Genomic DNA, 25,930 nt, shown 5'->3' with positions numbered 1-25,930 from the left:
GTTATGGTCTTAAATCTTTAATTATTGCCAATGCATTTTTGGTATCAGCTTCAATTTTTGCTAAATCATAGTTACCATCTGCACCTTTTGCTATCAGTTTAGAGCCCATACCAACACAAGTTACGCCAGCTTTAAACCAACCTTCTAAGTTTTCTTTAGTTGGTGATACTCCACCAGTTGGCATAATGCTTGTCCATGGTTGAGGGCCTCTTATTGCCTTAACAAAATCAGGACCATAAATACCTCCTGGGAAAAGTTTTACAACTTCACAACCTAACTCTTCAGCTCGACAGATTTCTGTTAAAGAACCACAACCTGGTGACCAAGCTACTTTTCGTCTATTACAAACTATTGCAATATCTTCTCTTAGAACAGGAGTGACAATAAAATTGGCACCCAATGCCATAAAACGAGAAGCTGAAGCTGCGTCAGTTACAGAACCAACTCCCATAATCATTCCAGGTAATTCTTTAAGCACCCATTTGTTGAGCTCACCAAAAACTTCGTGAGCAAAATCACCTCTTGCAGTAAATTCTAGTAAACGTGCACCACCATCATAAGTGGCTTTTATTACTTTTTTACTAATTTCTATATCTGAATTATAAAACAATGGAACCATTCCGGTTTGTTTCATAACATTTGCGACTTCTATCCTTGTAAAATTTGCCATAATCTATCTTGCTACACGGCCAGATGCATCTCCGCCCATTAATTTTTCTACTTCTGAAACTGTTACTAAGTTAGCATCACCTTTAATAGTGTGTTTTAAACACGATGCTGCTACAGCAAAGTCGAGGGCATTTTGGTCATCCTCAGGATATTTTAATAATCCATAGATTAGTCCACCCATAAATGAGTCACCACCACCTACTCTATCTACGATATCAGTAATTTGATACTGACGAGTTTCGTACATTTTCTTACCATCATATAAAACTCCAGCCCATGTATTGTGAGATGCAGATATAGATCCTCTTAAAGTTGTAATTACCTTTTTAGCTCTTGGAAATTTTTCCATCATTTGCTTACAAACCGATAGGAATGCTTCAGCTTTTACATCATGTCCATGCTTATGCACGTCTAAACCTTCAGGATGAATGCCAAAATGTTTTTCAGCATCTTCTTCGTTTCCTAAAACAACATCGCAATAAGATGTTAATTCGGTCATTATTTTTTCTCTATGTTTTTCATCACAGAATGTCCAAAGTTTAGCTCTATAGTTTAAATCTGTGGAGATGGTAACTCCCATTTCGCTAGCAACTTTTACTGCTTCTAAACACGCGTCTGCTGCACCTTGAGAAATTGCTGGAGTAATACCTGTCCAATGGAACCAAGCAACATCTTTAAAAACAGCTTTCCAATCTACCATACCTGGTTCTATATCCGAAATTGAAGAATGCGCTCTATCATATACAACTTTACTTCCTCTACTTACAGCTCCTGTTTCAAGGAAATAAATTCCCAAACGCTCACCACCATAAATAATCTTATCTACTCCGACACCTCTTTTGCGCATTTCCATCATTGCGCATTGTCCTATATCATTATTTGGTAAACGTGTCACAAAGTCCACAGGCACACCGTAATTGGCTAGTGATACAGCTACATTAGACTCTCCACCACCATACACAACATCAAAGCTAGTTGTTTGAGAGAATCTTAAAAATCCTGGAGGTGCCAGTCTTAGCATAATCTCTCCAAAAGTGACTACTTTTTTCATTCTAAATATTAGTTTAATTGGTTATAAATTGTTGTTTGCTTAATCGATTAAGCATCTCGTATAAAAATAAATCAAAACAATCTTAGCTTTGATTCTTATAGTTAAAACATTACATTTGCTTAAACGATTAAGCAAATATATAAAACTTAGGTGAATAAAAAAAGAATAACCATAAAAGACATTGCAAATGTGTTGAATATTTCACCTGCTGCTGTCTCTAAGGCAATGCACGATGATTCACGTATTAGTGCAAAAACAAAAGAAGCCGTTAGACGTGTCGCAAAAGAATTAAACTATCAACCCAACCATTTAGCTAGTGCTTTAAGAAAAGGAAAGAGTAATTTAGTTGGTGTCATTGTACCTCGAACAAATAGTAATTTCTTTTCCTCAGTAATTGAGAATATGGAAGCTGTTTTAAACAAAGCAGGTTATAATATTATTATTACCCAATCTAATGAGTCGTTTGACAAAGAATGTAAAAATATAGATACCTTATTGTACACTCAAGTAGATGGCATTATAGCCTCAATGGCTAATGAAACTGTTGACTTATCTTATTACGAAAAAATAAAATCCAAAGGCATTCCTTTAATACTTTTTGACAGAGGTGAAAATGATCTCAATGTTGATTATGTAGGAATTAATGATTACGACAGTAGTCATATTATTGTTGAACATTTGGTAGAAAAGGGCTGCAAACGAATTGCACATATTGGTGGTTATAGACGAACACGGATTTTTAATAACAGAATAAGAGGATATGTGGATGCTTTGAAGAAAAATAAATTGCCAATTGATGATAGCCTTATTATTGAAAGTTCCTTAACTCTTGAAGATGGTAGACGTGAAATGGAACGACTTCTTAATTTGGAAAATAAGCCTGACGCAGTATATGTAGCCAGTGACTATGCTGCGCTTGGTGCCTTACAGGTTTTAAATGAAAATAAAATAAAAGTTCCTAATGAAATAAGATTAGTAGGTTTTGGGAATGAACCTTTTACCTCATTGGTAAGTCCTTCCATTACTAGCATTGCTCAGCATAGTAAAGAAATTGGTAGACTTGCGGCAGAGACATTTTTGGAACGTATTGCTCAACCTGAGCTAAAACAAAGTCTAAATAAAATTATTCTAGATGCGCAATTGATAGTTAGAGATTCTTCTAATTAATTATGATCAAAAAAAAGTGGTTAAACTTTCATTTAACCACCATTCTTGCTAAAAATCAAATTTAGCTTAAAGCTAATTGTTTATACTTTAAATATTTATATTCCTAACGCTTGTCCACCACCTATTTGGATAGTTTCTGCTGTTATAAACGCTGCATCTTTACTTGCTAAAAACGATATAACACCAGCAACATCTTCTGGTTGACCTAATCGTCCTAGCATAATATTATTTGCCCACGACTTAAATACTTCTGGTTTTGTTGCTTTAATTTGAGCATGAAATGGTGTGTCAATTGTACCAGGTGATACTGCATTAACTCTAATACCATATTCAGCTAAATCCTTTGCTAAAGCTCTAGTTATTGCATGCACACCAGCTTTAGATGTACCGTAAATACCAGCACCAGGTCCACCAGCAGTCCATCCAGCATTAGATGTGTAATTAATTATAGAAGGATGTTCCCCTTCTTTCAAATAAGGTATAGCCGCTCTAGATGCAAAGAATACTGAATCTAGGTTAAGCGCCATTACGAATCTGTAAAATTCTGTTGTCATTTCTTCGAACCTAGATCTTCCACCTAATCCGCCAGCATTATTTACAAGTACATCGATACGACCATATTTATCGCCTATTTTTTTAATGTTTAATGTCACCTGTTCTTCGTTTGTAACATCGAATCCGTAATATTCAGCTGTAATGCCTTCATCTGTAAGTTGTTTTACACGTTCCGCACCAGCTTTATCTTCAATACCATTTAAAACTACAGTATATCCATCTTTGCCTAATCGTTTTGCTACTTCGAAACCTATACCGCCTGTAGCACCTGTAACGACAGCTACTTTATCTTTGTTTTTACTCATTTTATTTAAATCTTTAAATTATTCTTGTTTTTACTTTATTTTTAATTGAATTATGCTTTAGGTTTTAAGGGTTCAATCTTAGGGCATAAAAACCAAACTGCTATAAGTGCGGTTATAGCTAATACTCCACCTATTATAAATGCAGGTGTATAGTTTCCTCCAGTCGTTATGAAAGTAACTAATATGGTCAGCCCTGCTGCACCTAACTTTGCAGCCATACCTGCAAATCCTGACAAGGTCCCAACTATTTTTCCGCTGAAAAAATCACTCGGCAAAGTTTGTATATTTCCGATTGCAACTTGAAAACCGAAAAGTAAAACTGCCATAATAATTACAGCATTTATAGCAGATCCTGGCGCTCTTAATAGGAAAAAGCATGGAATCATCAGTGCAACACCTAAAGTAATCGTCATCTTTCGAGTTTTATCTATTGACCATCCTGCCGAAATTCTATTTTTGGCAAGTAAACCACCGAATATTGCTCCTATCATTGCTCCAACATAAGGTACCCATGCCGAGAATGCTATTTCTTTCACATCCATTCCAAATACTTCTGACAAATAAATCGGAATCCAAACTATAAAAAGCCACCAAATTGGATCTATTGCCGCAGAGGCAATTATAACTCCCCAACTCTCTTTGTGTTTAAATAATTCTCCTGTAGTAGGAGCATATCCCTCATCATAATTACCATCTTCATCGAGGTCTTGATTTTTTTGTCCAGAGAGAATGAATTTCCTTTCATCATCTGTTAACCAAGGATGAGTTTTTGGTGGACTCTTTACCACGTAAAACCAAGGTAGCAACCATAAGAATCCAAGTACCGCAACTACAATAAAAATTGCTTTCCAATCAAAATAAACAGCCAACAACCCAATGATTGGGTAGGCTACTATACCTCCTATCGCCGCTCCTGAATTAAAGATTCCTTGAGCAAGTGCTCTCTCTTTCGTTGGGAACCATTCTGCATTAGCCTTAGCAGCACCAGGCCAATTTCCAGCTTCTGCAATCCCTAATATAGATCGAAAGATTGAAAAACTTAACATGCCTTGAGCAAATGCATGTAACATTGTAGCTATAGACCATACACCAATTGAAATCGCAAAACCGAGTCTGGTTCCTATCCAATCAAAAATTTTCCCAAAAAGAGCTTGACCTCCAGCATATGATAGTATAAATACTGTAGATATAGTACCATAGATGGCTTTATGTCCATCTTTATCCATTTCAGGAAATAGATCTTTAGCAATGTCGGGCCACAAAGCTCCAAAAGCTTGTCTATCTATATAATTAATAATTGCAGCCAAAGCCACAAGTCCTACTACCCACCATCTTAAACCTTTTAATTTTTTACCTTTCTGCATAATTTAATTTGAATTAAGATGATTCTTTAATATTATAACAATACTGATATAACACACTAAAGTGATCTTTCATTTTTTGTTTTGCCAATTTGGGATTCTGATTCTTGATAGCATCATATATTTCATTATGCTCTTCAATACCTTGGTATGCAAGATTCTTGTCACATACATGATATTTTTCGAAATTAGTAATGATTTCTGGAGTAATAATTAACATAAAAGTGTTCATTGTACTATTGCCACTAGCTTTGGCAATAGCCAAGTGAAATAACAAATCTTCTTGCACTGCATCTTCACCATCCAATACTTTTTTCGTATATGCATCAAGAGCTTCTTTTATTATTTTTAAATCTTCTTCTGTTCTTCTTAGTGATGCTAATCGAACGGTTTTAAGTTCTAATAAGATTCTGGTCTCAACTAAAGATTTAAAATCTGGGTCTTCTAACCTCAGAATATCGTCAATCATTCCATTTAATGCAATGACTCCAATATTAGCTACAAAAGTTCCACTTTGAGGAATAGAATCTAATAATCCATAAAATTCTAGTTTTTGAATTGCCTCTCTTATATTACTTCTCGTTACACCAAATTTTTCGGATAACATTCTTTCCGAAGGCAATTTATCACCAGGTTCTAGATTTTTATGATTTATTAAATCTCTTATTTTAGAAATTATAGCATACTGTAAATCTAAACTATCTCTTTTAGCCAATATTTCTAATTTCATATTTTATCTTTTATAAATGGTTACAAATTCAACACTATTAACTTAGATAAACAGTGTCAAAAACTAATAAAAGAATAACTAGTTATTAGTGCTTAAAGAATTCTACATATACAACAATGAACAGTAGAATTCAATAAGCGACTAACTCAAATAAACTTTTTTAATAATTATTCTTAATTCGCAAAAATCAATTCTCAATAGCAGTAATAGTCACATAAGCTGACCGTATTTCTTCGTTACCACTATTATAGCCATAGTTACCAGATGAATCTCCACCTATACCTCTCATAAATAATACAACACTATCATTAGCTCCAGAATTGAAACTAAATACTACATTATTATAGTCATCATTACCTGGATTATCCAAAACGAGGACATTAAGGTTATTATCAGGGTTCTCAACTTGCGCAATAGATCTATATCCCCAATATCCTGTTGAAGAGTTTCCTTGTGGCATCAGTACTGTATCCGTATAATATACTGGTGTATACCCATCTTCATAACCACTACCTGCCAGCATTCTTATTTCAAGAGAACTTGGTAATGTACCATCAGTAGTACTATGTCTTATTGAAGTTTCGACAAGATAATCAGCATTTGGTACAACTTCAAATTCTTGGTAAATATGATCTGGTTCATTATTATCAAATTTAACAACATCAAGACCGCTAGCTGTACTTGATTCACCTTGTTCACCTAGATCTCTATTGATCCAACCCGAACATGCACAATCAGAACCTGACGATTTAGGTAGCTTTACAAACTCACCATTGACGATGACTGGATCTGGAACAGCTGGAGCCTCTGGTTCTACAACTACAACATCTTGAGTCATTGTACTAGAAACACCTAAATTATCACTAACAGTTAATGATACTGTGTAAGTACCTTCACCTGGAAAAGTATTAGTAGGTTCAAAATCTGTAGATGTATTACCATCACCAAAATTCCAGTTGTACATTGTAGCACTAGTAGATCCATTAGTAAATTGATACAATGTCCACTCTTCTACTTCAAAGCCTTCACCTTGTATTGCTGAGAAGCTTGCTACAGGTGGTGTTTCATCTGGTATTGAATTTGCTTCTGGCAATTTGTATTTTTCTAAATCTTCACAGGATACTGTGAAAATCAATAACACTGCCATCATTTTATAAATTATGTTTTTCATAATTTCTGTTTATTAAATTAATTTTTCTTTTAAAGTTTTTTAATATCCTGGGTTTTGGTTCAAAAGTCCATTACTTAAACCTATCTCACTCTCAGGAAACGGCAGTAATAAGTCATTAGAACTAAAATTTGTACCATTAGCCAAAGCAAAAGCACCCAATATTTCAATCGCTTTACCAAATCTCTTTAAATCATATAATCTCTGATTTTCAAAAGCAAGCTCCACTCTCCTTTCTAATAATAATTCGTCTTTAGTAACATTAGTTACTGCATCTGTTAAACCCGCTCTATCTCTAACGGCTTGAAAAGAACTTAATGCTGCTGCCGAATTAGTCTCCTGTCCACCAGCCATAATAGCCTCTACATGCATTAATAATACATCTGCATGTCTAAGTACTATCCAGTCATTACCAGCTAATCTAGCATCAAATGTAAATGTTTTACCGTCATCTCCACCTGAATCTCCATCTGGCAAATATTTAGTTACCTGTGTTTGAGTTGGTTGTATTAAGTCCGTACGCATTGATACATCAGCTCTAATATCTCCGGCGCTTTCTAACATTACAGCTTTTGCATCATCAGTAACATAATTTACGCCTACTGTTCTACCAACTCCATTAAGCCATTCTGCAGAAAAATTTTGACTATCCTGGGCTTGACCAGACTGATAACCGATTGCAAATATCACTTCACTGTTATCTTCATTAAAAAACACATCCTCATAATTAGGTTCTAACATATACCCACTAGCCATAACATCCTCCAAAAGGATTTGTGCATCCAAGTAGTTTTGTCCTTGAGTTAGATAAACCTTAGCTAATAAGGCTTGAGCCGCAGCTTTTGAAGCCCTGTTTCTACCATTACTATTATCTAAGTTTGCCACACCATCTAAAAGATCGCTAACAATTAAGTCATAAATATCAGCAGTCGGTCTTCTTATATAAGATATTTCAACATCATCTATTCCAATAACTCGATCTACAAGCGGTAAATCTCCATATAACCTTACAAGGTTGAAATACACATAGGCACGAATAAATTTAGCTTCTGCTTCAAATTTTGGTCTATTTTCTTCAGATGCAACACCCAAATTAGCTAATACTGTATTAGCTCTAAAAATAACATTAAAGAAACTTCTATAATGATCTGCCACCAAACCATTTGTAGGTTGTACATTAAAATCATCAAACTGAGCAGCTTCACCTTCTCCACTTTTAGATCTCGTATTATCACTACGCATCTCAGTAACGTAGAATTCTATCTGTGTTGCATGATTAGAGTTAGAACTTGTATCATTAGCTCCTTGTAATCCATCATACATATTAGCAATCGCCGCTAGTAGTTGATCTTCATTGGTAAAGAAATCTGCACTACTTACCACCGATGTTGGTGCTGGCTCTAAAAAATCTTCACACGCAAAAAAGATGGCGAATAAGAAAAGAAATTTTATATACTTTATATTTTTCATAATTCCTGTTTTTTTACTTGTTAAAAATTAACGTTAAGTCCTAACGATATTGTTTGATTAATTGGTGAACCTACACGTTGGTATCCATAATTTATAGGACTTGTATCATTTATAGACTTTGGATTTAAACCTGCATATTCATCTGCCCAAAAATAGAGTAGATTCTGGCCTGTAATATAAACTCGAGCGTTAGTTAAGAACAGATCTGAAAGTAGATCTTCTGGAAAATTATATCCTAAACTAACGGTTCGTAACGATATGTAAGATGCATCTTTTATAATGTCATCTGTAAATATTTTTTCTTTTACAAATCCAGTATTCCCAATTAATCCGTCAGCTACAGCTGCATCTCCATCTGCGACAGACGAAGAACCAAAATGACGGAATATATATTGATCACCAATATTTCTAATTTCTGCACCATGACTTCCTTGAAATAAGAAACTCATATCAAAATTACCAATTTTAAATTCATTAGTTACACTCCATACCAAGTCTGGATATGGATTACCTAAAATTGTTTTATCATCATCATCAATAACTCCATCACCATTAAGATCTTTTACAAACACCTCTCTATTAGTTTGCCCTATACGTTCCCATGGTCTAGCAATATATTCTGCAGGTATTTCTCTATCTACAACCCATCCATAAAAAGATGAAATTGGGTTACCAACTAAATTTATCCATTCTGCAGCACGTTTTGTATCTACATTTGTTATTAAACCGTTAGACTCTGCAAAATCGAGTAACTCATTTTCATTTCTAGCAGCGATAAATGTGCTATTCCATTGAAAGTTTGGCTTCGCAATATTTTTTGTTCTAAGTTCAAATTCCCATCCTCTGTTTTCTACTTTCCCTCTATTAGCTAATGCATTTGGAAAACCTGTTGTTACAGAAACCGGAACATCTAATAATAAATCTTCACTTGTACGTTTGTAATAATCTACTGATCCTGATACTCTATTATTAAAAAAGCCAAAATCAATAGCTGGATTGATTTCTACTGATCTCTCCCAGCCTAATTCACTGTTAGCAATATTCAATGGATTAAAACCATTGATAATAGAATTATTGAAAACTGCTGATGATGCACCAATCAAAGATAAATAAGGATAGCTATTAATTTGGTTTCTAAAATCACCAGAACCAATATCAAAATCATTATTACCAGTAACTCCATAACTAAACCTTAATTTAAGGAAGTTTAAGAATTTACTATCATCTAAGAACTCTTCATTTGTCATTATCCAACCTGCAGATGCTGCTGGGAAAAATCCCCATTTAGAATCTTTACCAAAAGCTGAATATCCATCTCGTCTTGCGCTTAGAGATAATAAATATTTATCATCGTAAGCATAGTTAACACGCCCAAAATAAGATAACAACCTCTCTTTGTACTCTTCTGAAAGCGCCTCAGAAATTGTATTCGCACCACTTAAAGTTTGAACCAAATCAGAGGTATAACCTATACCTGTTGCAGCCTCAAGTTCATAATCCCACTTCTCTGCTGAAAAACCAGCAACAACATTTAAATCGTGATTTCCGAATACTTTATCATATGTAAATACATTATCTGAAACAATATGCACTCTTTTAAAGTTTGAAATATCTAATTGGGTTGCTGCAACACCATTACGACTTGCTTCTACACCTTGCCATCTATCTCTTCTTGTATGCGAATAATCACCACCGATTGTCGTTTTAAATTTTAAACCATCCGTAATTTCATATTGTCCGTAAAAACTTCCAAATAATTTAAATTTGTAATCGTTTCTATCACGCTCTAAAACTTTAGCTCCTGGATTCGTATTACTCGTAGTACTAATATCTGTTTCGCCCCCATCATCAAAAAGATCGTAATTATCAAAATGTCTTTGAACAGCATAATCTCCTACTTCTACATCTGGATAAACATCTCTATCTACAAATCTAATTGTATTAGCATCATGATATAAAGGTAACCATGGTGGTTGTCTTAAAATATCGTGAGTAGAACCATCGAATCTTCGACGACCAGAATACGATGGGGATATATTGGCTCCAATTCTAATATCATCACCAACTCTTGAGTCTACTTTTAACCTCATACTGTAACGTTTAAAATCATCAGTAAGTAAAACACCTTCATCATGCAAATAATTTAAAGATGCACTAAACTTAGTCCTTTGACTTCCTCCTCTTGCAGCAAACGAATGGCTTTCTATAGTACCACCATCAATGATAATATCTTGCCAATCTTGGTCTACACCAATCAATAGTTTATATTGAGTTTTGTCAGATAATGCCCCTGTAGCTGCCAATTCTTGATCTGCCCAATCTCTGACTGAAAAATACATGTCCTCGTTTTGCAGACCTTCTTTGAACCCTGTAAATGTGTTATAGGTAAATTTTGTCTTTCCTTCTTTACCATTTTTGGTTGTAATAATAATGACACCATTACCACCACGAGCACCATAAATAGCACCAGAAGATGCATCTTTCAATACATCAAAAGATTCAACATCATTCATATCTAAATTACCTAAGAAATCTGAATCTACAGCAATACCATCAACAACAATTAAAGGTCCGGCCTCACTTGTAATTGAACCTGTACCTCTTATTCTAATTGTTGGTGCGGAACCTGCCTCACCTTCAGTAGCCTGAATATTAACACCAGACACCTGACCGACAAGTGCATCATCTACTCTGGCAACAGCAATTTTGTCTAAGTTCTCATTTTTAACCTTAGAAATTGCACCCGTAAGATTCTTTCTTTTTTGTGTACCATAACCAACAACAACAATCTCATCTAAAGTATTAGCATCTTCAACGAGAGTGACATTAATTGATGTATTGTCACCAACAGTTATTAGTTGGGTTGCAAAACCCAAATAAGAGAATTGTAGGATATCACCTTTTTTTGCCTGAATTTGATAATTTCCATCAAAATCTGTGCTAGTCCCTGTGGTGGTGCCTACTAATAAAATGTTTACACCTGGTACTGGTAAACCATCTACCTTAGAAACCACCTGCCCTTGAATTGTCTTAGCTTCTTGAGCACTTAATGAAAAGCACATTAAAAGAAACAAGACTAAGGTCGATTTAATTTTTAATTTCATAATAATTAATTAGTTTGAATTTAGTTTTAGATTAGTAACCTTTAGTACAATTTCCAGTAAATAAAATAGGAATCCAAATGCGATTGTTGTTTATGGACTATTTTATACCTAAAATTGAATTGAACAAAAAAAATTGGTTGACCAATCTGGTCAACCAAATATATGTAAAATTTTGTTAATTTCTATATTTTATTATACTAAATATGTGAAAATGATAATTGTTTAAGTTAAATAGGAAATCACTAAACATATAAAAAGCCTAATACTATTCCATAAAGTGCTCACGTACAGCATTTTCATGACTGTTTATCACCAAAATAAGATGGTCCATCACCAGTTAAGAAATCTTCTCTTACAGGACTAAATGTGTCAATTAACTCTCCTTCTTCCAAGCAAACTGCACTATGTAATAAATTTGGTTCAATATATACGCCATCACCAGCTTCAACTATTTGTTTCACACCATCAATTTCAAATTCAAACTTACCCGAAACACAATAGGTGGCTTGCGTGTGGAAGTGCTGGTGTGGTGAACCTAATGCTCCTTTTTCAAATTTTACTCTTACCATCATAATTTGGTTATCATAGCCTAAAAATTTTCTTGATACTCCTCCACCAAGTTCTTCCCATTCCATATCTTTTGTAACAATGTACTTTTCGCTAAATCGTTTCATCTTGTTTTAATTTATCTGTTTTTATTTAAAATAATAAGAACCTGTCCATTGGTAATTATTATCATTGATTTTTATGTTGTGACTTGCTTCTTTAGAAGCGTTGGTATTTGCTGTTATAAATAGTTTAGTCTTGCCATTTATATTAGTTATTGATATTGCGGTATAGTCTTCTGTATCTAAAACCACTTTTAAAGCTTTTATACTACTTTTTGAATTTAGTGCAGATTCTGAAATTGGACTATAACTACCATGTGATTCAATGGTTGAAACAAAAATAGTATTCTTAGTATTTTTTCGTCTCAGTATTAATGCTGGATCTCTCCTTAAATTAAATTCAGGATCGTTTGCTCCTATTCTAGTAAACAACAATTCATCATTGGCATTGGCTCCTGTCGTTAATGAATAAAACTTATAGTTATTCATCCAAGAAAACTTGGTGTTTTCATCTTTAGCTTTTCCAGAACCTTCTACAAACAAATGTTGATATCCATTTTTACTTCCTAAAGGTTTTAAGATTTGTGGCGTATTGTACTCAAAATTAGTTTGCAATACCTGACCGAAATAGTAAAACGGAAAATCGTATTGGTTGGCTGTAGCCGAAGTCACTTTCATGATATCCAAGAGATATGGTTTTTCGAAATCGTCATCTTTTATAATAGCCATCGTGCGCAACATCTCGGTTCCAGGATAGGCATTTGTTTCTCTTGCACTAACCACTTGGATGTTTTCATTTTCAGAAGAAAAATAATGTAAGTCTGAATGATGCTGACTTCCTATTTCATACTTCCCTTTAAAATGAGAGGTTTCATTTTGGGTCACTGTATTATGAGCAATGGTTTGTTTTGCCCAAGTTTTGTTTTCTTTTAAATAATTTCCGCCACCTTTTTGTTCGATATTTACAAAGCGGGACAATCCGTAATCCTGAATCACCTCTTCTCCGTTTTCATATAACGAATACGACAGTTTATCGTAATGACCATGACTAGAGCCTTGTGCTGCGTACTTAAAAACCAACTCTAAATCTTCGTCTCTTAAAATCCCAACACCACCTTGCTTGCCATTTGGTCCATCAGATAAATTAATAGATTTCTTTTCAAACGGCTCCGTTTTTCCGTCTTTAATACCAAGTGCAACTGCCAAACCAGAATCGTCTAATAAAACTTGATCTTGTTTTTCGGCTATACCTAGTAATCCAGGATCTTGTTCTCCATAATGATAAGAAATATTTACAGCAGTAACTAAAGCATTATTATAATAAGACATGCCTTTTTGACCATCGTTAAGCGGAAAAAAATCACCATCTGCATCTGATAAGTTTAATAATGCATTTATAGATTTTAAAAGCACTCCATTTTTATATTCAAAAATCTTTAATTCTGGTTTTACATTATGCAAACCTTCTGCAAATATCAAGAAAGGATATCCTGCATAACGCTGGTAATAAGGACCTTCGTTATAATAACCGTCTGGCGAAAAAGGCTCTTCTATATTTGCTAAAAAGCCTGCTTTTCCGTCTTTGTTCAAAAATCCACCATCATCATCTTTTGCCTTGGTATCTAATTGTAAATCTTTAATTCCGTATAATGCACGATCAATTAATTCTTTGTCATCCATTACTAAACCAATCATACCTACTGCAGCATTTCCCCAAGTGCTATGATTGTGAACACGTTGGTAAAACTGAGGACTGTCAACAGAAATATGATCTGCGAATGGTCTAAATAAATTTGTTTCAAGTTTATTACGTTCTTCTTCGGTTAAATAATTATAGATACAATCGTACGCCTGGCTTACATACACCAACCAATTAGAATCGTTTAAACATTGCCAGAATAATTTTCCTCTTGCATAGGATCTTGTCTTAGGATGTAATGGTAAGGTTTTATATAATGCTTCATATTGCATCAACATATCTTTTACATACTTGGCATATTTCTCATCGTCCAAAATTTGATATAAGACTCCTGCTTTTTGCAATGCGAACCAATTACGCTTGTGCCTTGAATGTGTATAACCACCAGAATAATCTTTAGGTATTGGCACTTCTATTCCAGAAGCAATTTCGGCGTCAATTTCTTCTTTTACTTTTTGTAGCGTATTATCAAAAATTGGAATTTCACCTAATTGTGCTCTAATATCCTTTACACCTTGAGCGGTTAAAATTAATTTTGGGTGTTCTGATTGAGAAGTAGTATCTGTTTTAGTAACAGACTCTTCTTTGCAAGACAAGACAATGCATATTAATGTAAATATTATTGAACGTATTTTAAGTTTTTTATTCATTCTTATAAAATTAGAAAATTGAAAGAAATCTTTTCTTAATATTCTTTTTTATATCAGAAAAGAACTTTGAAAAAATAGTAACTAGTCTCACGATAAATTGGTTTACCAATCTGGTTTACCAAATATACAATAATCGTTGAATTATAAAAATTAAATTCAGGATTACATATTATATACTCCTCCGTTAATATCTAAAGTAGCACCAGTTATGAAGCCATCATATTCTGAAGCTAGATATAAAACTGCTCTTGCAACATCATCTGCATTTCCTGCACGATTGATAGGAATTCCTTCAATTGTTTTTGCAGCCGCTTCTTTTGTGGTATGCGTGTTATGAAACGAAGTTCCCAAAATTAAACCAGGTGCAACCGCATTTACTCGTATGCCTTTTGATCCAATTTCGGTTGAAAGTGCACGTGTGTAAGTTAAGATTGCACCTTTACTAGTGGCATAAACTAAAGATCCTGGATGACCTCCTTTACGTCCTGCAAGAGATGCTAAATTAACAATACTACTATTATTATTTTTCGCTAAATATGGCACTGCAGCTCGCGTTACAAATTGCATAGAGGTCATATTGATATCCATTACTTTATGCCAAAAATCTGCGTCTAACTCATCTAGTAATTTACGTGCTACTAAAGATCCTGCGTTGTTTATAACGATGTCTAATCCGCCTAATGCTTCTACGGTTTCTTCTACAACAGTATTGGCGTCTGCTTCTTTTGTTAAATCACCTTTAATTGCAATTGCATTTTGTCCTTTGCCAGTTGTATAATCAACCAATGTATTTGCAGTATCTGCGCTAGAAAAATAGTGAATGGCGACATTGGCTCCACTATCTATAAAGTGTCTTGTAATCGCTTCACCAATACCTTGGGCACCAGCTGTGATGAGTACATTTTTCCCAGTTAATTTATTATTCATCATAGTCTCAATAATTTATTTTACTTTATCATTTTTACTAAAATAGCCTTCATTAGAAACCGCAGTTTCACTTACAGTGATAGTTCCGGTTTTAAACCACACTTCAGCATAGTTTCCATCTTCATATTGTTTTGCTATATCTCCGTCATGCGTCTCTGCACCAGAACACCAATTTCTATTTATCTTCGGTGATTTCCCATTGGTTTGGTTATAAGCACCAAGTTTAAAGAAACAGCCTTCACCTGCATACGCTTTTTCTCGTTCTACTCCATCTTGACCAATAGGTACAAATAGCTTTTGCGTTTGTTCTGGGATATCTGCTTTTGTTGTATACTCTGACTCTATCAAATTTTTAGTAAATGTTTTTGTCGGATGTCCTTCGCTCATAAATTTTAAATTCATAATACCATCCTTAACTTTAATTTCGTAACTAAATTCTTCACCTAACGTAATACCGTCTTTAGGTTCTTCTGGATATGTGTTTTCTGTATCACCTACCACAGAAAAGTCATCTCCCCAAACTGCTGTAGAGAAATCCCAGCGTCCAGAGTTATCATCACCAGAAGTATTAATTTCATAATGCCAAAAGACTGAACCTTTGGTATGACCTGGGAATTTTTTGTAAAATATTTTAAGCGGTTCATTTTCATGCTTATCAGCACTATGGATTTGCCCAACAACCACAGAGTGTGAAGCTGCAACGCGCGCATCTCCTGTAGATGAGACATTCATAACTTTAAGTGTCGCTGTCATTTTATCATTAGCGGTTTTAGGATACCATTTTTTTGTTTGTCCTAATTCTGTTCTGGTATTGTTTGAAGTGCCATGAGTACTTCCTGCATTTGGCGCCTTAAAAACAACCCAATCTCCATCATTATCTGTTTTGGTGTAAAAGAAATCTTTGCTTTCAAAATCAATTGGTTTTCCCACGTTTAATCCATTTCCTAAAATCAATTTAAAATTGTCAAAAAACGGAATAACATCACTTGCGTATAGTGGTTTTTGATTTTCAGTTTCTTTTGTAGCTGAAGACTCGTTTGATTCTTTTGAGTCATTTTTACAGCCATAAAATCCAAGGAACAGTGCTAATGTGAAAATGCTAATTATAGATTTGATACTCTTTATATTCATGATGGCTTATTTTAAGTTATATATTTTATTTCTTTACTATTAAAAGTATTTAGCCATTAACCCAACAACACCTGTATAAGATATTACACAAGAGAAAAATAATGCTGCACACAACCCAATATTTACCAAAAGACTCGTTTTATAGCCTTTCATTAACTTTTTATTGTTTACCAATAATATGATGCTTAACACCACAAGTGGCAATACAAACACATTAAAAACTTGAGACAATATTTGAACCACGATAGGTTTACCTCCAAAAAATGCTGGTCCGATTAGAGCCACGAAACAAGCAATTGCAGTAATTACTCGAAACTGTTTAGAACTTGTGTCTAAAGTCCCGGATTGATAATCTGCTACTAAAAGCGGTGCAATTAATAAACAAGGAAAAATAGAAGACAAACCTGCACTTAATGTTCCAAAAAAGAAAACTGCTACTGCAAAACTTCCCGCAATAGGCTCTAGTGGTTTTGCCATATCTAAAACGTTATATACTGGTGTTCCTTGGTGATATAATGCACCACTAGCCACAGCCATAATAGCACCACTAATAATAAACACCAATATTGCTGCAGTTATTGAATCTTTGCGCTGTTTCCCTAAATCATTAATAGTCCAATTTTTCCCTTTTACAAATAAAGGTCTAGATAAAAATGTCGCTGCTGCCATTGTAGTTCCCACAAATGCTGCGACCATCATTTTTCCTGACACTTGTGAATCTTTAGATTCTGGAATGTAAGGAATTAATCCTTCTAAAACTTCTGATGGTAATGGGTGTACAAAAAATAAAGACACAATAAAAGACAATCCCATAAACGTAACGAAAATGACTAATACTTTCTCGAAAAATGTATATTTCCCGACTAGCATTAAGGCATAAAAAATACCAACAATTAAAACAGCAATAGCTAAAACTGTTTCGTATTCATACGCTTTAAGTCCTTCAAAATATATAGCGAATATTTCATAAAGCATATTGGAAGAAATGGTTAAGATTCCCATAAGCGAACCCCATTGGCCGAAAGAAATTCCAATAATAATTAAGATTGCAATTATTTTACCTCCTTTTAAATATTTTTTAAAACTAAAAAGCGCTGTTTCTCCAGTAATCAGTGTGTAATTTCCATAAACAAACATTAAAATTCCAGAGAATAAGCAACTTAATAAAAGCACCCAAGTTAGCTGCATACCATAAGCACTTCCGGCTTTTATCATTGACGTTACACTACCTGTACCAATGGTGTAACCAATTGCAAATATTCCAGGTCCGAAACCTAAAACAATGGCTATGAGTTTTTTTAGAAATGACTTTTTAGGTGTGGTAGCTTCCATATTATAGTTGGTTTTGTATTGTCTGGTCGAGCGCAGTCGAGACCTAATTTTGTTTTTTTTAAAGACCTCTCGACTAGCGTTGCTAGCTATCTTCGAAGTGAAAAATATTTCACTTTCTCAATAATGCTCGAGGTGACATTCTTTTTTTTGTATCAATTCCAGTTGGTATGATGACTTTTCCCTGATGGATCATCTAATCTTCGATACGTGTGTGCCCCAAAATAATCGCGTTGTGCTTGTATAACATTTGCAGATGCATACTCAGTTGTAATTCCGTTTAAAAACTGAAGCGCTTCACTTAAAGCAGGTGTTGTTAACTCATTAAGAACACATTGCAAAATCACTTTTTTTGCTGAAGGTTTATATTGATTTAATTTCTCTATCAACTCAGCATTAGTTAAGATGTTGTTAGTCTCTTTGAATACTTCAACTAAATCTTCCATTAAGGTAGATCTAATGATGCAACCGTTAGTCCAAATCCTTGCGATTTCACTTATATTTAAATTCCAATCCAATTTATTAGACGCTTCAACAATCAATTTAAAGCCTTGATAATGGTTAATAATTCTAGCAAATTGATAAGCCTCCAAAACTTCGCTTGTTGTGCTATTTAATTCTGAATTACTCTGCTTTTCAAAATTCTTACTTAATAGAATCCTTTCGTCTTTGTAAAAAGACACGTATCTTGAAAATAACGCTGAAGCAATCAAGGTGCTTGGCACTCCAAACTCAGCTGATGCTATGGTTGTCCAATTACCTGTACCTTTATTTCCTGCTTTATCTAAAATTTTATTTACGAGCCAATCATCTCCTTCTTTCTTCTTAAAAATGTCTGTTGTTATTTCTAACAAGTAACTACTAGCCGTATCTTTCCAAGACTCTAAAGTACAAGAAATAGCATCAGGGTTTTGACCTGTAGCTTTCAAAATAGTAGCAACTTCAGCCAATAATTGCATCTCTACATACTCTACACCATTATGTACCATTTTTATAAAATGACCACTGCCTTCTGGACCAACATAAGTACAACACGGCAAACTGTTTTTATCTTTAGCCGCTATTTTTTCCAAAAAAGGCGCTACCATTTTGTATGCCTCTTCATTACCGCTTGGCATTATGGATGGTCCTTTTAGTGCACCTTCTTCACCCCCAGAAACTCCGGTGCCAATAAAATGGATACCTTTTGTTTTTAAGTATTCATTTCGCTCTTTTGTTTTTTTGTAGTTTGAATTTCCGCCATCTATTAAAATATCATTTTCAGATAAATGTGGTAGCAAATCTTCAATCACATAATCAATGGTTTTGCCTGCATTAACCATTAACATGATGCGTCTAGGTTGCTGTAAAGAATTTACAAAAGCTGAAATATCATCAAATGCTTTGGCTTCAGTCAATTCTGAAAATTCAGCCTTGAAATTTTTAGCAACATTCTCTTCAACTTCATCAACATGTCGATTGAACATGGAAATTTTAAATCCGTTATTAGCTAAGTTTCTACATAGGCTTTTTCCCATAACTCCGAGTCCAAATAACCCAAACTCTGATTTATGTTCTAATTGATTTTTCACTTGGTCTATAATTTCTTTAGGGTTTAAACTTATATCAATTGTAATAGCGTTTTTTGGTTCTTCGAGCGTATTAAATTGAGATTGAAGTAATTCGGAAGGCATAAAATGACCTTTTCTACTATTCAATCTTTCAAAAATTTGATTGAATGATCCAGATAAATGCACCCATTTTGTTTGATTTTCAATACCTAAACTTAAGGTATCGCGATACTTTTGCTTTAACGCTGAGCACACAATAACACAACTAGTTTCTTTGAGTTGTTTTTTTGCCAATTCATTTAAAGTCTCTAACCAACCCTGTCTATCTTTATCATTTAAAGGTTTTCCACTAGACATTTTTATAATGTTACCTTCAGAATGAAAGTCATCACCATCAAAAAAAGGAATATTTAAATCGTCTGCAAGCATTTTACCAATGGTACTTTTTCCACTTCCTGAGACGCCTATTATGAAGATTACTTTTTTCAATATTTATTGTTTTGGTGCAGTAGATTCACCCACCGTCGCTTCTTTAAACCAAACCTCAGCATAACTTCCATTGGCGTATTGTTTACCTATATCACCTCCATAAATTTCTGACTTGGTACTTTTATTATTGGCTTGATTGTAAGCACCTTGTTTAAAATAATTTATTTCACCTGCATAGGCGATTTCACGTTCAACTCCTCCACCCTTCTCTCTATTTGCATATATTTTTTTTACTTGTTCTGGAATAGCTGACCTTGTCGCAAATTCTGATTTAATTAAGCTTTTTGTGAATTTTATAGTTTCATGTCCTTCGCTAGTAAAAGTTAGATACATTATACCTTTGTAAACATTGACTTCATAACTAAACTCTTCTCCTAAAGCAATACCATTTTCTGGCTCTGCAGGATAAGTCATTGCATCTGTTCCAACCACGGAGAAATCATGTCCCCAAACTGCTGTAGAATAATCAAATCTTCCAATATTATCCCCTTCTGTGTTGATTTCGTAATTCCAAAATACTGATCCTTTTGTGTGTCCAGGGAATTTTTTGTAATAGATTTTTAAGGGTTCATTTTCGTGACCTTCGTCACTGTGGATTTGACCAATGACAACAGAGTAAGAAGAAGCAGCTGTTGCATCACCTGTCGTAGACACATGTTGCACCTTTAATGTTCCTGTTAATTTTCCGCCTTCTTCAGGAATCCAATGTCTTTTTTCACCTAATTCGGTTCTTGTGTTGCTAGACGTTCTAGAGGTCACTCCAGAATTTGGTGTTTTATATACTACCCAATCTCCAGTATCATCACTTTCTACATAAAAGAAGTCCTCTTTTTGAAAATTAACCAAACTATCAGAACGCGTCCCATCTCCTAAAAGGATTTTCCATTTATCCATGAATGGGATCACATCACTAGGATATTTAACTTGGTTTTTTTCTTCGCTTTTTTCAGATATATTTGATTCTCCTTCTGAATTATTTTTACATGAAAAAACCGTGATTATTAATACAAAACCAACTAGTAAAAGTTGACCCATACTATTAAAATTTTTTATATTCATACTTAGTTCAATTTTGAATTATCTTGAAATGAAAAACTTAAGTCAACTATTTATCAATAGTACTTTTTCTTAAACTATCTTTTTATTGCTCCGGCAGTATCACTTTGCAATAAGCTCTCTACGTTTTCAAGAGAAACCGTGTTTACATCGCCTGGAACAGTATGCTTCAAGGCACAAGCTGCTGAGGCAAATTCTATAGCCTGCTGATCATCATAATGTAGTAACCCATAGATTAAACCTGCAGCAAATGCATCTCCTGTCCCAACGCGGTCTATAATATGGGTAATGTTTAGCATATCGGATTTGATGTAATCTTGCCCATTCCACATTTTTCCTTGAATTTGATGGTGAGAAGCACTCATTATCCTTCTCGTTTTTTTAACTACTTTTTTGACATTAGGAAAACGGTCTATCAGTTGTTTAGCTAAATCCTGAAATTTATCTTCTAATTCTCCTATGGAAAACATTTCACGTATACCACGACTACTCGTTATAACTACATCGCTATGCCTAACTAAATCAGGTATTACATCTTGCATGGTCATGCCGTACTTCCACATATTATCTCTCGAATTAATATCGCCAGATACTGTTATTCCTAATCTGTTCGCTGTTTTAATGGCGTCTAAGCAACATCTAGCAGCTCCTTTTGAAATGGCAGGCGTTATACCTGTCCAATGGAACCAATCGGCATCTTTGAGTACGTCTTCCCAATCTATCATTGATGGTTCTATCAAGGAAAATGCAGAACCTTCTCTTTCATAAATGACTTCACTAGATCTATGCACGGCACCTTTTTCGAGAAAATACTTGCCCATCATATCATCACCATAAATAACATGTTCAGTGCTTAACCAATGTTTTCTTAAAAATTGGGTAGCCGCTTTTCCTAGGGCATTATCAGGAAAACGAGTGACGTGAGCAGCTTTCATTCCCAAGTAAGCACACGAAATACCAACATTTGCCTCACCTCCTCCATAAACAAGTTCAAACGAAGACGCCTGTGAAAATTTTTCATAGCCTGGAGGCGATAAACGCATCATTACTTCACCAAATGTTATCAATTTCTTAACCATAGTTTCTAATACATTAACTTCATTACTAAATTTTCTTCTGTTTTTATTTTTCCAGAATTAGTTAAGGTGTTTTCAGACTCTACATTATTCTTTGCTCCCCATAAAATAGATACAAACTGAACTGGGTTATTTTTAAATGTGTTTTTGGTAATATTTACATTTACAATTCCATTGTGATTTAATAGCCTTTTGTTTTTCTCGTTAGCTCCGCAATTGGCAAATGTGCTATTAGTTACTAAAAGGTTTCCACCAATGGTAGACTCATCATAACCACCTCTATAATAATCTATAACATTGGCTTTAACGTTATTGAAATTACAGTTATTTATGGTTAAATACTCTGTATTATAATCTCCTTTATCGTTTGTTTCTTCCGATAATTCGATTCCGTTTTCGCAGTTTGAAATAGATGTGTTTTCAAAAGTAACACGTTCTGCAAACGATTCTTTAAAGGCTTTTAACACATAATTAAAATCCTTTATTGTTGAATTTGAAACCGTTAATCCAAAATGATTAGACATGTTTTCTTTTAAACTTGCAAACGCGTAGTTCGTGTTGTTCCCTTTTAAATTTAGAAAGTTTACTGCTAGTTTTCCTTTAGGTTGCAATGAAAACAATGGTGTGTTTGATGCTCCTGAAAACACTAGCTCTGCTTTTCCTTCAGATTGAATAGTCAATGCCTTATTAATTACTAGAGAATTGTTTACATTATAGACTCCTTCTGCTAAAGCGATAATATCCCCATTTTCTGCCTCATTAATTTTAGTTTGCAATTCTTCTGCTTTAGTTACAGTATGAGTTACAGGTTCTTTAGCTTCAATTTCATTTGAAAACCAAGTGGTTCCATATTTAGATTTGTCTAAAATATTTGGGTCAGAAACGTCTTTGCCTATTATTGCACCAATACTTTTGCTGTCTTTTCTAGAAACACCTAGTAAATCGGTTTCAATAGTATTAAAATCGAAGCCACTATATGCTTCAAAATCATCAGGTATTCCTGTTGGAATATAAATGTTGTCAGTTAGTTTTTTCGGATCTAACGAGGCTTCAACAATTCCACCATTAAAATCTTTAAATTTTACACCTTGGTTATCTACAATATTATTTTTAAAAGTAACACCATCTGCTTTATCGTTTTCAACAACAATACTTTCTAATCCTTTTTCATTGTAAATAATATTATTTGCAACCGTAGTTCTAATAGCTCTTGCCGAGCGAATTTCGGATGGTGGCAACACATCTGCTTGAGCTATGTTTGTACCAACACCAAATTGCCATGGTGAACTACAATTTACATACGTATTATAAGCCACAACGACATCAGTCACTTGGTTATAACGGTTTAATGGTGATTTTGGAATTCCATTCATTACTGCTAATGGGCTTCTAAAGCTCTTACCTTTTAGTCCATAAAAATAGTTATTGACCACCCAATGTCCTGTATTAATAATTCTAATTCCTCCATAGTTTTCATTGACGCCATCTCCTATGAAATAATTTCCGTCAACTGTTACATAATTTCCATGACGTGTTACTAAAGATCCTTCACTCTTGTAGAATACATTATTTTTAAACACGTTGAAATTTGTCTTACTAGAAATAACCTCAACCTCACCATTACATTCTTCGAACAAATTATTAGCAACCATGGTATAACTTGGCGACATCGATGTATAACTATTACCTAATTGAATCGTTTCACCACTAGGTCCACCCTTTACAGGTCTAGGACCAAAATGATTATTAATGATTTGATGATAGTTATTAATACTTTCTATACCTTCAATACTGACTCTTACAGTTGGTCCTCTATTTGTTTTTCCTGCGATATAGCAATTGCTTAACTCATTATGTCTTCCCCAAAATTGAACCCACAAATCACTGTTATCGCGTTTTGGTTTATTAAAATCTTCAATAACACTGTTGGTGAATTTGCAATTGTTTGCTATTTCATCTAGTGTATCTTTATGACTTATTTTGAAGTCTACTACTGCATTTGATGGTGAAAAACCGTTTTTAAAATGTAACCCATCTACCACTAAATACTCTCCTCCAAATTTTAAATACGATTGCCCTTCGATAGAAACTTCACCAGCCGTTTCTGCTTTTAAGGTTATGGGATTATCCTTTGTGCCCTTTCCTCTAAATTTGATTTGGACATCTTTCCAAACACCATTTTTTAGAACTATATTATCACCTGGTTCGGCATTTGTTATGGCCTTCTCCAATTCTTCAGCGTTAGAAATTAATTGACTGGTATTAGATTTTGATGTCTCATCACAAGACAAAAACATTACTAATAATCCGATGGCTAATAGATATTTTTTCATTTATATATGCTTTTAATATTTAATGTATTACTTCTAACTCAATAACAGTACGGCAATTCTCGTTAATAAAAAAGATGCTTTAGAGTCATTTGATTCTTTACTTTAATCTGGTTAACCAATCTGGTTAACCAAAAATAAACTAAATTTTCATATTATAATAAATATTTTATATAATTCTGTATCTCGTAAAGTTAAGCATAGAACTCATATAATTAATAAGAACTTAAAAATATAGTAACCATTCTTCACATATTATACTTTATTGTATATGTAAGAAAATTGTAAACTTAACGACTATATTCATATCTTTATAAAAGCATATTATTAACTAGAAAAGAAACCGAATAACTTCATTTACATTGATCTCGTCAATTTCAATAGGAGGTTGTTTCTGACCTAATTAATAAAATATTAATTTACAGAAAGAAAGGAAACCAAAGTATGCTAACTTGGAAAGATGTTATCAAATTTTCCGTAAACGGAAACCCAACGCCAGACAGACGCGTTGAAAAAACAGAAGCTGAATGGAGCGCTCAATTAACTCCAGAGCAATTTAGAATTACAAGACAAAAAGGTACAGAGCGTGCCCATAGCGGAGCACTTTGTAGTATCTATGATGAAGGTAAGTACAACTGTATTTGTTGTGACACTCCTTTATTTGATTCTACAATTAAGTTTAGTTCTGGCACTGGTTGGCCCAGCTTTACACAACCTATTAAAGAAAACGCTATTAAGTACGAAAAAGATTCATCTTTCGGAATGGTGCGCGTAGAGGTAATGTGCAATACTTGTGATGCGCATTTAGGACATATATTCCCTGATGGACCAGAGCCAAGCGGATTGCGCTATTGTATTAATTCAGAATCTATGACTTTAGATAAGGAGACTACCGAATGACAACTAAAAATTTACAAATTGCCACTGTAGGAGGTGGTTGCTTCTGGTGCACAGAAGCTGTATTTCAGGAAGTAAAAGGTGTAGAAAACGTTGTTTCTGGTTATTCTGGTGGAAGCGTACCTGGTAGGCCAACTTATCGAGAAATCTGTTCTGGCTTAACAGGTCATGCTGAAGTCGTGCAAATTACTTTCGATGCTAATGTAATTTCCTATGAAGATATTCTAGTCATTTTTATGACAACACACGATCCTACAACACTTAATAGACAAGGAGCAGATCGTGGCACACAATATCGCTCGGTAATTTATTATAATGATGACAAACAAAAGGAAGTTGCCGAAATTGTAGTTAAAGAACTAGGTGTCTATTATGAAGACCTAATAGTTACAGAAATTTCGAAAGCACAGATCTTTTATGAAGCTGAAAAAGAGCATCAAGATTATTATAAAAATAATCAAGCCCAAGGGTATTGTAGTTTTGTTATTACACCAAAGCTTATGAAGCTTCGTAAGTTACATGCTGATAAATTAAAAAGCGCCTAATTATCAATACCTAAAGTATCTTTAAAAAAGGTTGCTTTAGGTATTTCTTTAGTTGAATAACTT

At 34.1% G+C, this 25,930-nt stretch carries 20 protein-coding genes; 3 read left to right on the top strand and 17 right to left on the bottom strand.

All coding sequences use genetic code 11. The features are described from left to right. Position 1: 1 nt before the first annotated feature. Together SJY34_RS16010 and SJY34_RS16005 are read right to left on the bottom strand one after the other, a co-directional pair. Complete coding sequence (locus tag SJY34_RS16010) at positions 2 to 670, bottom strand: bifunctional 4-hydroxy-2-oxoglutarate aldolase/2-dehydro-3-deoxy-phosphogluconate aldolase (RefSeq protein ID WP_400077394.1); 669 nt, start codon at positions 668 to 670, stop codon at positions 2 to 4. A 3-nt stretch (positions 671 to 673) separates the two neighbouring features. Continuing rightward, positions 674 to 1,720, bottom strand: a complete 1,047-nt coding sequence (locus SJY34_RS16005) for a PfkB family carbohydrate kinase (protein ID WP_400077392.1) — start codon at positions 1,718 to 1,720, stop codon at positions 674 to 676. Between the two features lie 150 nt (positions 1,721 to 1,870). Between SJY34_RS16005 and SJY34_RS16000 the strand changes: the two genes are divergently transcribed. After that, positions 1,871 to 2,887: a LacI family DNA-binding transcriptional regulator gene (locus SJY34_RS16000; RefSeq protein ID WP_400077390.1), complete on the top strand. Its 1,017-nt coding sequence runs from the start codon at positions 1,871 to 1,873 to the stop codon at positions 2,885 to 2,887. A gap of 95 nt (positions 2,888 to 2,982) precedes the next feature. Here SJY34_RS16000 and SJY34_RS15995 read toward each other — a convergent pair whose 3' ends face one another. The 15 genes from SJY34_RS15995 to SJY34_RS15925 form a co-directional block, all read right to left on the bottom strand. Continuing rightward, complete coding sequence (locus SJY34_RS15995) at positions 2,983 to 3,747, bottom strand: SDR family NAD(P)-dependent oxidoreductase (protein WP_400077388.1); 765 nt, start codon at positions 3,745 to 3,747, stop codon at positions 2,983 to 2,985. Between the two features lie 50 nt (positions 3,748 to 3,797). Further along, positions 3,798 to 5,111 carry an MFS transporter gene (locus tag SJY34_RS15990; RefSeq protein ID WP_400077386.1) on the bottom strand — a complete coding sequence of 438 codons (1,314 nt, stop codon included), beginning with the start codon at positions 5,109 to 5,111 and terminating at the stop codon, positions 3,798 to 3,800. Positions 5,112 to 5,124: 13 nt separating this feature from the next. Further along, on the bottom strand, positions 5,125 to 5,838 hold the full coding sequence (locus tag SJY34_RS15985) for a FadR/GntR family transcriptional regulator (RefSeq protein ID WP_400077384.1): 714 nt from the start codon (positions 5,836 to 5,838) through the stop codon (positions 5,125 to 5,127). A gap of 187 nt (positions 5,839 to 6,025) precedes the next feature. Continuing rightward, entirely contained in the window at positions 6,026 to 7,009 is a 984-nt protein-coding gene (locus SJY34_RS15980; RefSeq protein WP_400077382.1) for a PKD domain-containing protein, read from the bottom strand. A 39-nt stretch (positions 7,010 to 7,048) separates the two neighbouring features. Next, on the bottom strand, positions 7,049 to 8,476 hold the full coding sequence (locus tag SJY34_RS15975; RefSeq protein WP_400077380.1) for a RagB/SusD family nutrient uptake outer membrane protein: 1,428 nt from the start codon (positions 8,474 to 8,476) through the stop codon (positions 7,049 to 7,051). Between the two features lie 20 nt (positions 8,477 to 8,496). After that, a complete protein-coding gene (locus tag SJY34_RS15970; RefSeq protein WP_400077378.1) occupies positions 8,497 to 11,580 on the bottom strand; it encodes a SusC/RagA family TonB-linked outer membrane protein in 3,084 nt (1,027 codons plus the stop codon). Between the two features lie 296 nt (positions 11,581 to 11,876). Beyond that, positions 11,877 to 12,254 (bottom strand): cupin domain-containing protein, encoded by a 378-nt coding sequence (locus SJY34_RS15965; protein ID WP_400077376.1) that lies wholly within the window; start codon positions 12,252 to 12,254, stop codon positions 11,877 to 11,879. A 21-nt stretch (positions 12,255 to 12,275) separates the two neighbouring features. Beyond that, positions 12,276 to 14,537, bottom strand: coding sequence for an alginate lyase family protein (locus SJY34_RS15960; protein WP_400077374.1), 2,262 nt, complete (start codon positions 14,535 to 14,537; stop codon positions 12,276 to 12,278). A 162-nt stretch (positions 14,538 to 14,699) separates the two neighbouring features. Further along, the gene (locus SJY34_RS15955; protein WP_400077372.1) at positions 14,700 to 15,467 is read right to left on the bottom strand and encodes an SDR family NAD(P)-dependent oxidoreductase; all 768 of its coding nucleotides are present in this window, start codon (positions 15,465 to 15,467) and stop codon (positions 14,700 to 14,702) included. A 12-nt stretch (positions 15,468 to 15,479) separates the two neighbouring features. After that, complete coding sequence (locus SJY34_RS15950) at positions 15,480 to 16,595, bottom strand: polysaccharide lyase family 7 protein (protein ID WP_400077371.1); 1,116 nt, start codon at positions 16,593 to 16,595, stop codon at positions 15,480 to 15,482. Positions 16,596 to 16,634: 39 nt separating this feature from the next. Beyond that, positions 16,635 to 17,927 (bottom strand): Nramp family divalent metal transporter, encoded by a 1,293-nt coding sequence (locus SJY34_RS15945; RefSeq protein WP_400077369.1) that lies wholly within the window; start codon positions 17,925 to 17,927, stop codon positions 16,635 to 16,637. A 152-nt stretch (positions 17,928 to 18,079) separates the two neighbouring features. Next, positions 18,080 to 19,963: an NADP-dependent phosphogluconate dehydrogenase gene (gene gndA / locus SJY34_RS15940; RefSeq protein WP_400077367.1), complete on the bottom strand. Its 1,884-nt coding sequence runs from the start codon at positions 19,961 to 19,963 to the stop codon at positions 18,080 to 18,082. Between the two features lie 3 nt (positions 19,964 to 19,966). Further along, positions 19,967 to 21,022, bottom strand: coding sequence for a polysaccharide lyase family 7 protein (locus SJY34_RS15935; RefSeq protein ID WP_400077365.1), 1,056 nt, complete (start codon positions 21,020 to 21,022; stop codon positions 19,967 to 19,969). 74 nt (positions 21,023 to 21,096) lie between these two features. Continuing rightward, positions 21,097 to 22,098, bottom strand: coding sequence for a sugar kinase (locus SJY34_RS15930; RefSeq protein ID WP_400077364.1), 1,002 nt, complete (start codon positions 22,096 to 22,098; stop codon positions 21,097 to 21,099). Between the two features lie 5 nt (positions 22,099 to 22,103). After that, a complete protein-coding gene (locus SJY34_RS15925; RefSeq protein ID WP_400077362.1) occupies positions 22,104 to 24,428 on the bottom strand; it encodes a chondroitinase-B domain-containing protein in 2,325 nt (774 codons plus the stop codon). A gap of 441 nt (positions 24,429 to 24,869) precedes the next feature. Between SJY34_RS15925 and msrB the strand changes: the two genes are divergently transcribed. Together msrB and msrA are read left to right on the top strand one after the other, a co-directional pair. Further along, positions 24,870 to 25,325, top strand: coding sequence for a peptide-methionine (R)-S-oxide reductase MsrB (msrB, locus tag SJY34_RS15920; protein ID WP_400077360.1), 456 nt, complete (start codon positions 24,870 to 24,872; stop codon positions 25,323 to 25,325). Further along, on the top strand, positions 25,322 to 25,867 hold the full coding sequence (gene msrA / locus SJY34_RS15915; protein ID WP_400077358.1) for a peptide-methionine (S)-S-oxide reductase MsrA: 546 nt from the start codon (positions 25,322 to 25,324) through the stop codon (positions 25,865 to 25,867). The genes msrB and msrA overlap by 4 nt, the downstream gene beginning before the upstream one ends. Positions 25,868 to 25,930 lie beyond the last annotated feature (63 nt).

It is taken from the genome of Winogradskyella sp. R77965, from assembly GCF_044594915.1.
Lineage (GTDB): Bacteria > Bacteroidota > Bacteroidia > Flavobacteriales > Flavobacteriaceae > Winogradskyella.
This window is presented reverse-complemented; position numbering and strand designations above follow the sequence as displayed.

What these genes read in the sequence shown, in the direction of transcription:
- SJY34_RS16010 (WP_400077394.1), bottom strand. Translation starts at nt 670, where the DNA reads ATGGCAAATTTTACAAGGATAGAAGTCGCAAATGTTATGAAACAAACC.
- SJY34_RS16005 (WP_400077392.1), bottom strand. Translation starts at nt 1,720, where the DNA reads ATGAAAAAAGTAGTCACTTTTGGAGAGATTATGCTAAGACTGGCACCT.
- SJY34_RS15995 (WP_400077388.1), bottom strand. Translation starts at nt 3,747, where the DNA reads ATGAGTAAAAACAAAGATAAAGTAGCTGTCGTTACAGGTGCTACAGGC.
- SJY34_RS15990 (WP_400077386.1), bottom strand. Translation starts at nt 5,111, where the DNA reads ATGCAGAAAGGTAAAAAATTAAAAGGTTTAAGATGGTGGGTAGTAGGA.
- SJY34_RS15985 (WP_400077384.1), bottom strand. Translation starts at nt 5,838, where the DNA reads ATGAAATTAGAAATATTGGCTAAAAGAGATAGTTTAGATTTACAGTAT.
- SJY34_RS15980 (WP_400077382.1), bottom strand. Translation starts at nt 7,009, where the DNA reads ATGAAAAACATAATTTATAAAATGATGGCAGTGTTATTGATTTTCACA.
- SJY34_RS15975 (WP_400077380.1), bottom strand. Translation starts at nt 8,476, where the DNA reads ATGAAAAATATAAAGTATATAAAATTTCTTTTCTTATTCGCCATCTTT.
- SJY34_RS15970 (WP_400077378.1), bottom strand. Translation starts at nt 11,580, where the DNA reads ATGAAATTAAAAATTAAATCGACCTTAGTCTTGTTTCTTTTAATGTGC.
- SJY34_RS15965 (WP_400077376.1), bottom strand. Translation starts at nt 12,254, where the DNA reads ATGAAACGATTTAGCGAAAAGTACATTGTTACAAAAGATATGGAATGG.
- SJY34_RS15960 (WP_400077374.1), bottom strand. Translation starts at nt 14,537, where the DNA reads ATGAATAAAAAACTTAAAATACGTTCAATAATATTTACATTAATATGC.
- SJY34_RS15955 (WP_400077372.1), bottom strand. Translation starts at nt 15,467, where the DNA reads ATGATGAATAATAAATTAACTGGGAAAAATGTACTCATCACAGCTGGT.
- SJY34_RS15950 (WP_400077371.1), bottom strand. Translation starts at nt 16,595, where the DNA reads ATGAATATAAAGAGTATCAAATCTATAATTAGCATTTTCACATTAGCA.
- SJY34_RS15945 (WP_400077369.1), bottom strand. Translation starts at nt 17,927, where the DNA reads ATGGAAGCTACCACACCTAAAAAGTCATTTCTAAAAAAACTCATAGCC.
- SJY34_RS15935 (WP_400077365.1), bottom strand. Translation starts at nt 21,022, where the DNA reads ATGAATATAAAAAATTTTAATAGTATGGGTCAACTTTTACTAGTTGGT.
- SJY34_RS15930 (WP_400077364.1), bottom strand. Translation starts at nt 22,098, where the DNA reads ATGGTTAAGAAATTGATAACATTTGGTGAAGTAATGATGCGTTTATCG.
- SJY34_RS15925 (WP_400077362.1), bottom strand. Translation starts at nt 24,428, where the DNA reads ATGAAAAAATATCTATTAGCCATCGGATTATTAGTAATGTTTTTGTCT.
- msrB (WP_400077360.1), top strand. Translation starts at nt 24,870, where the DNA reads ATGCTAACTTGGAAAGATGTTATCAAATTTTCCGTAAACGGAAACCCA.
- msrA (WP_400077358.1), top strand. Translation starts at nt 25,322, where the DNA reads ATGACAACTAAAAATTTACAAATTGCCACTGTAGGAGGTGGTTGCTTC.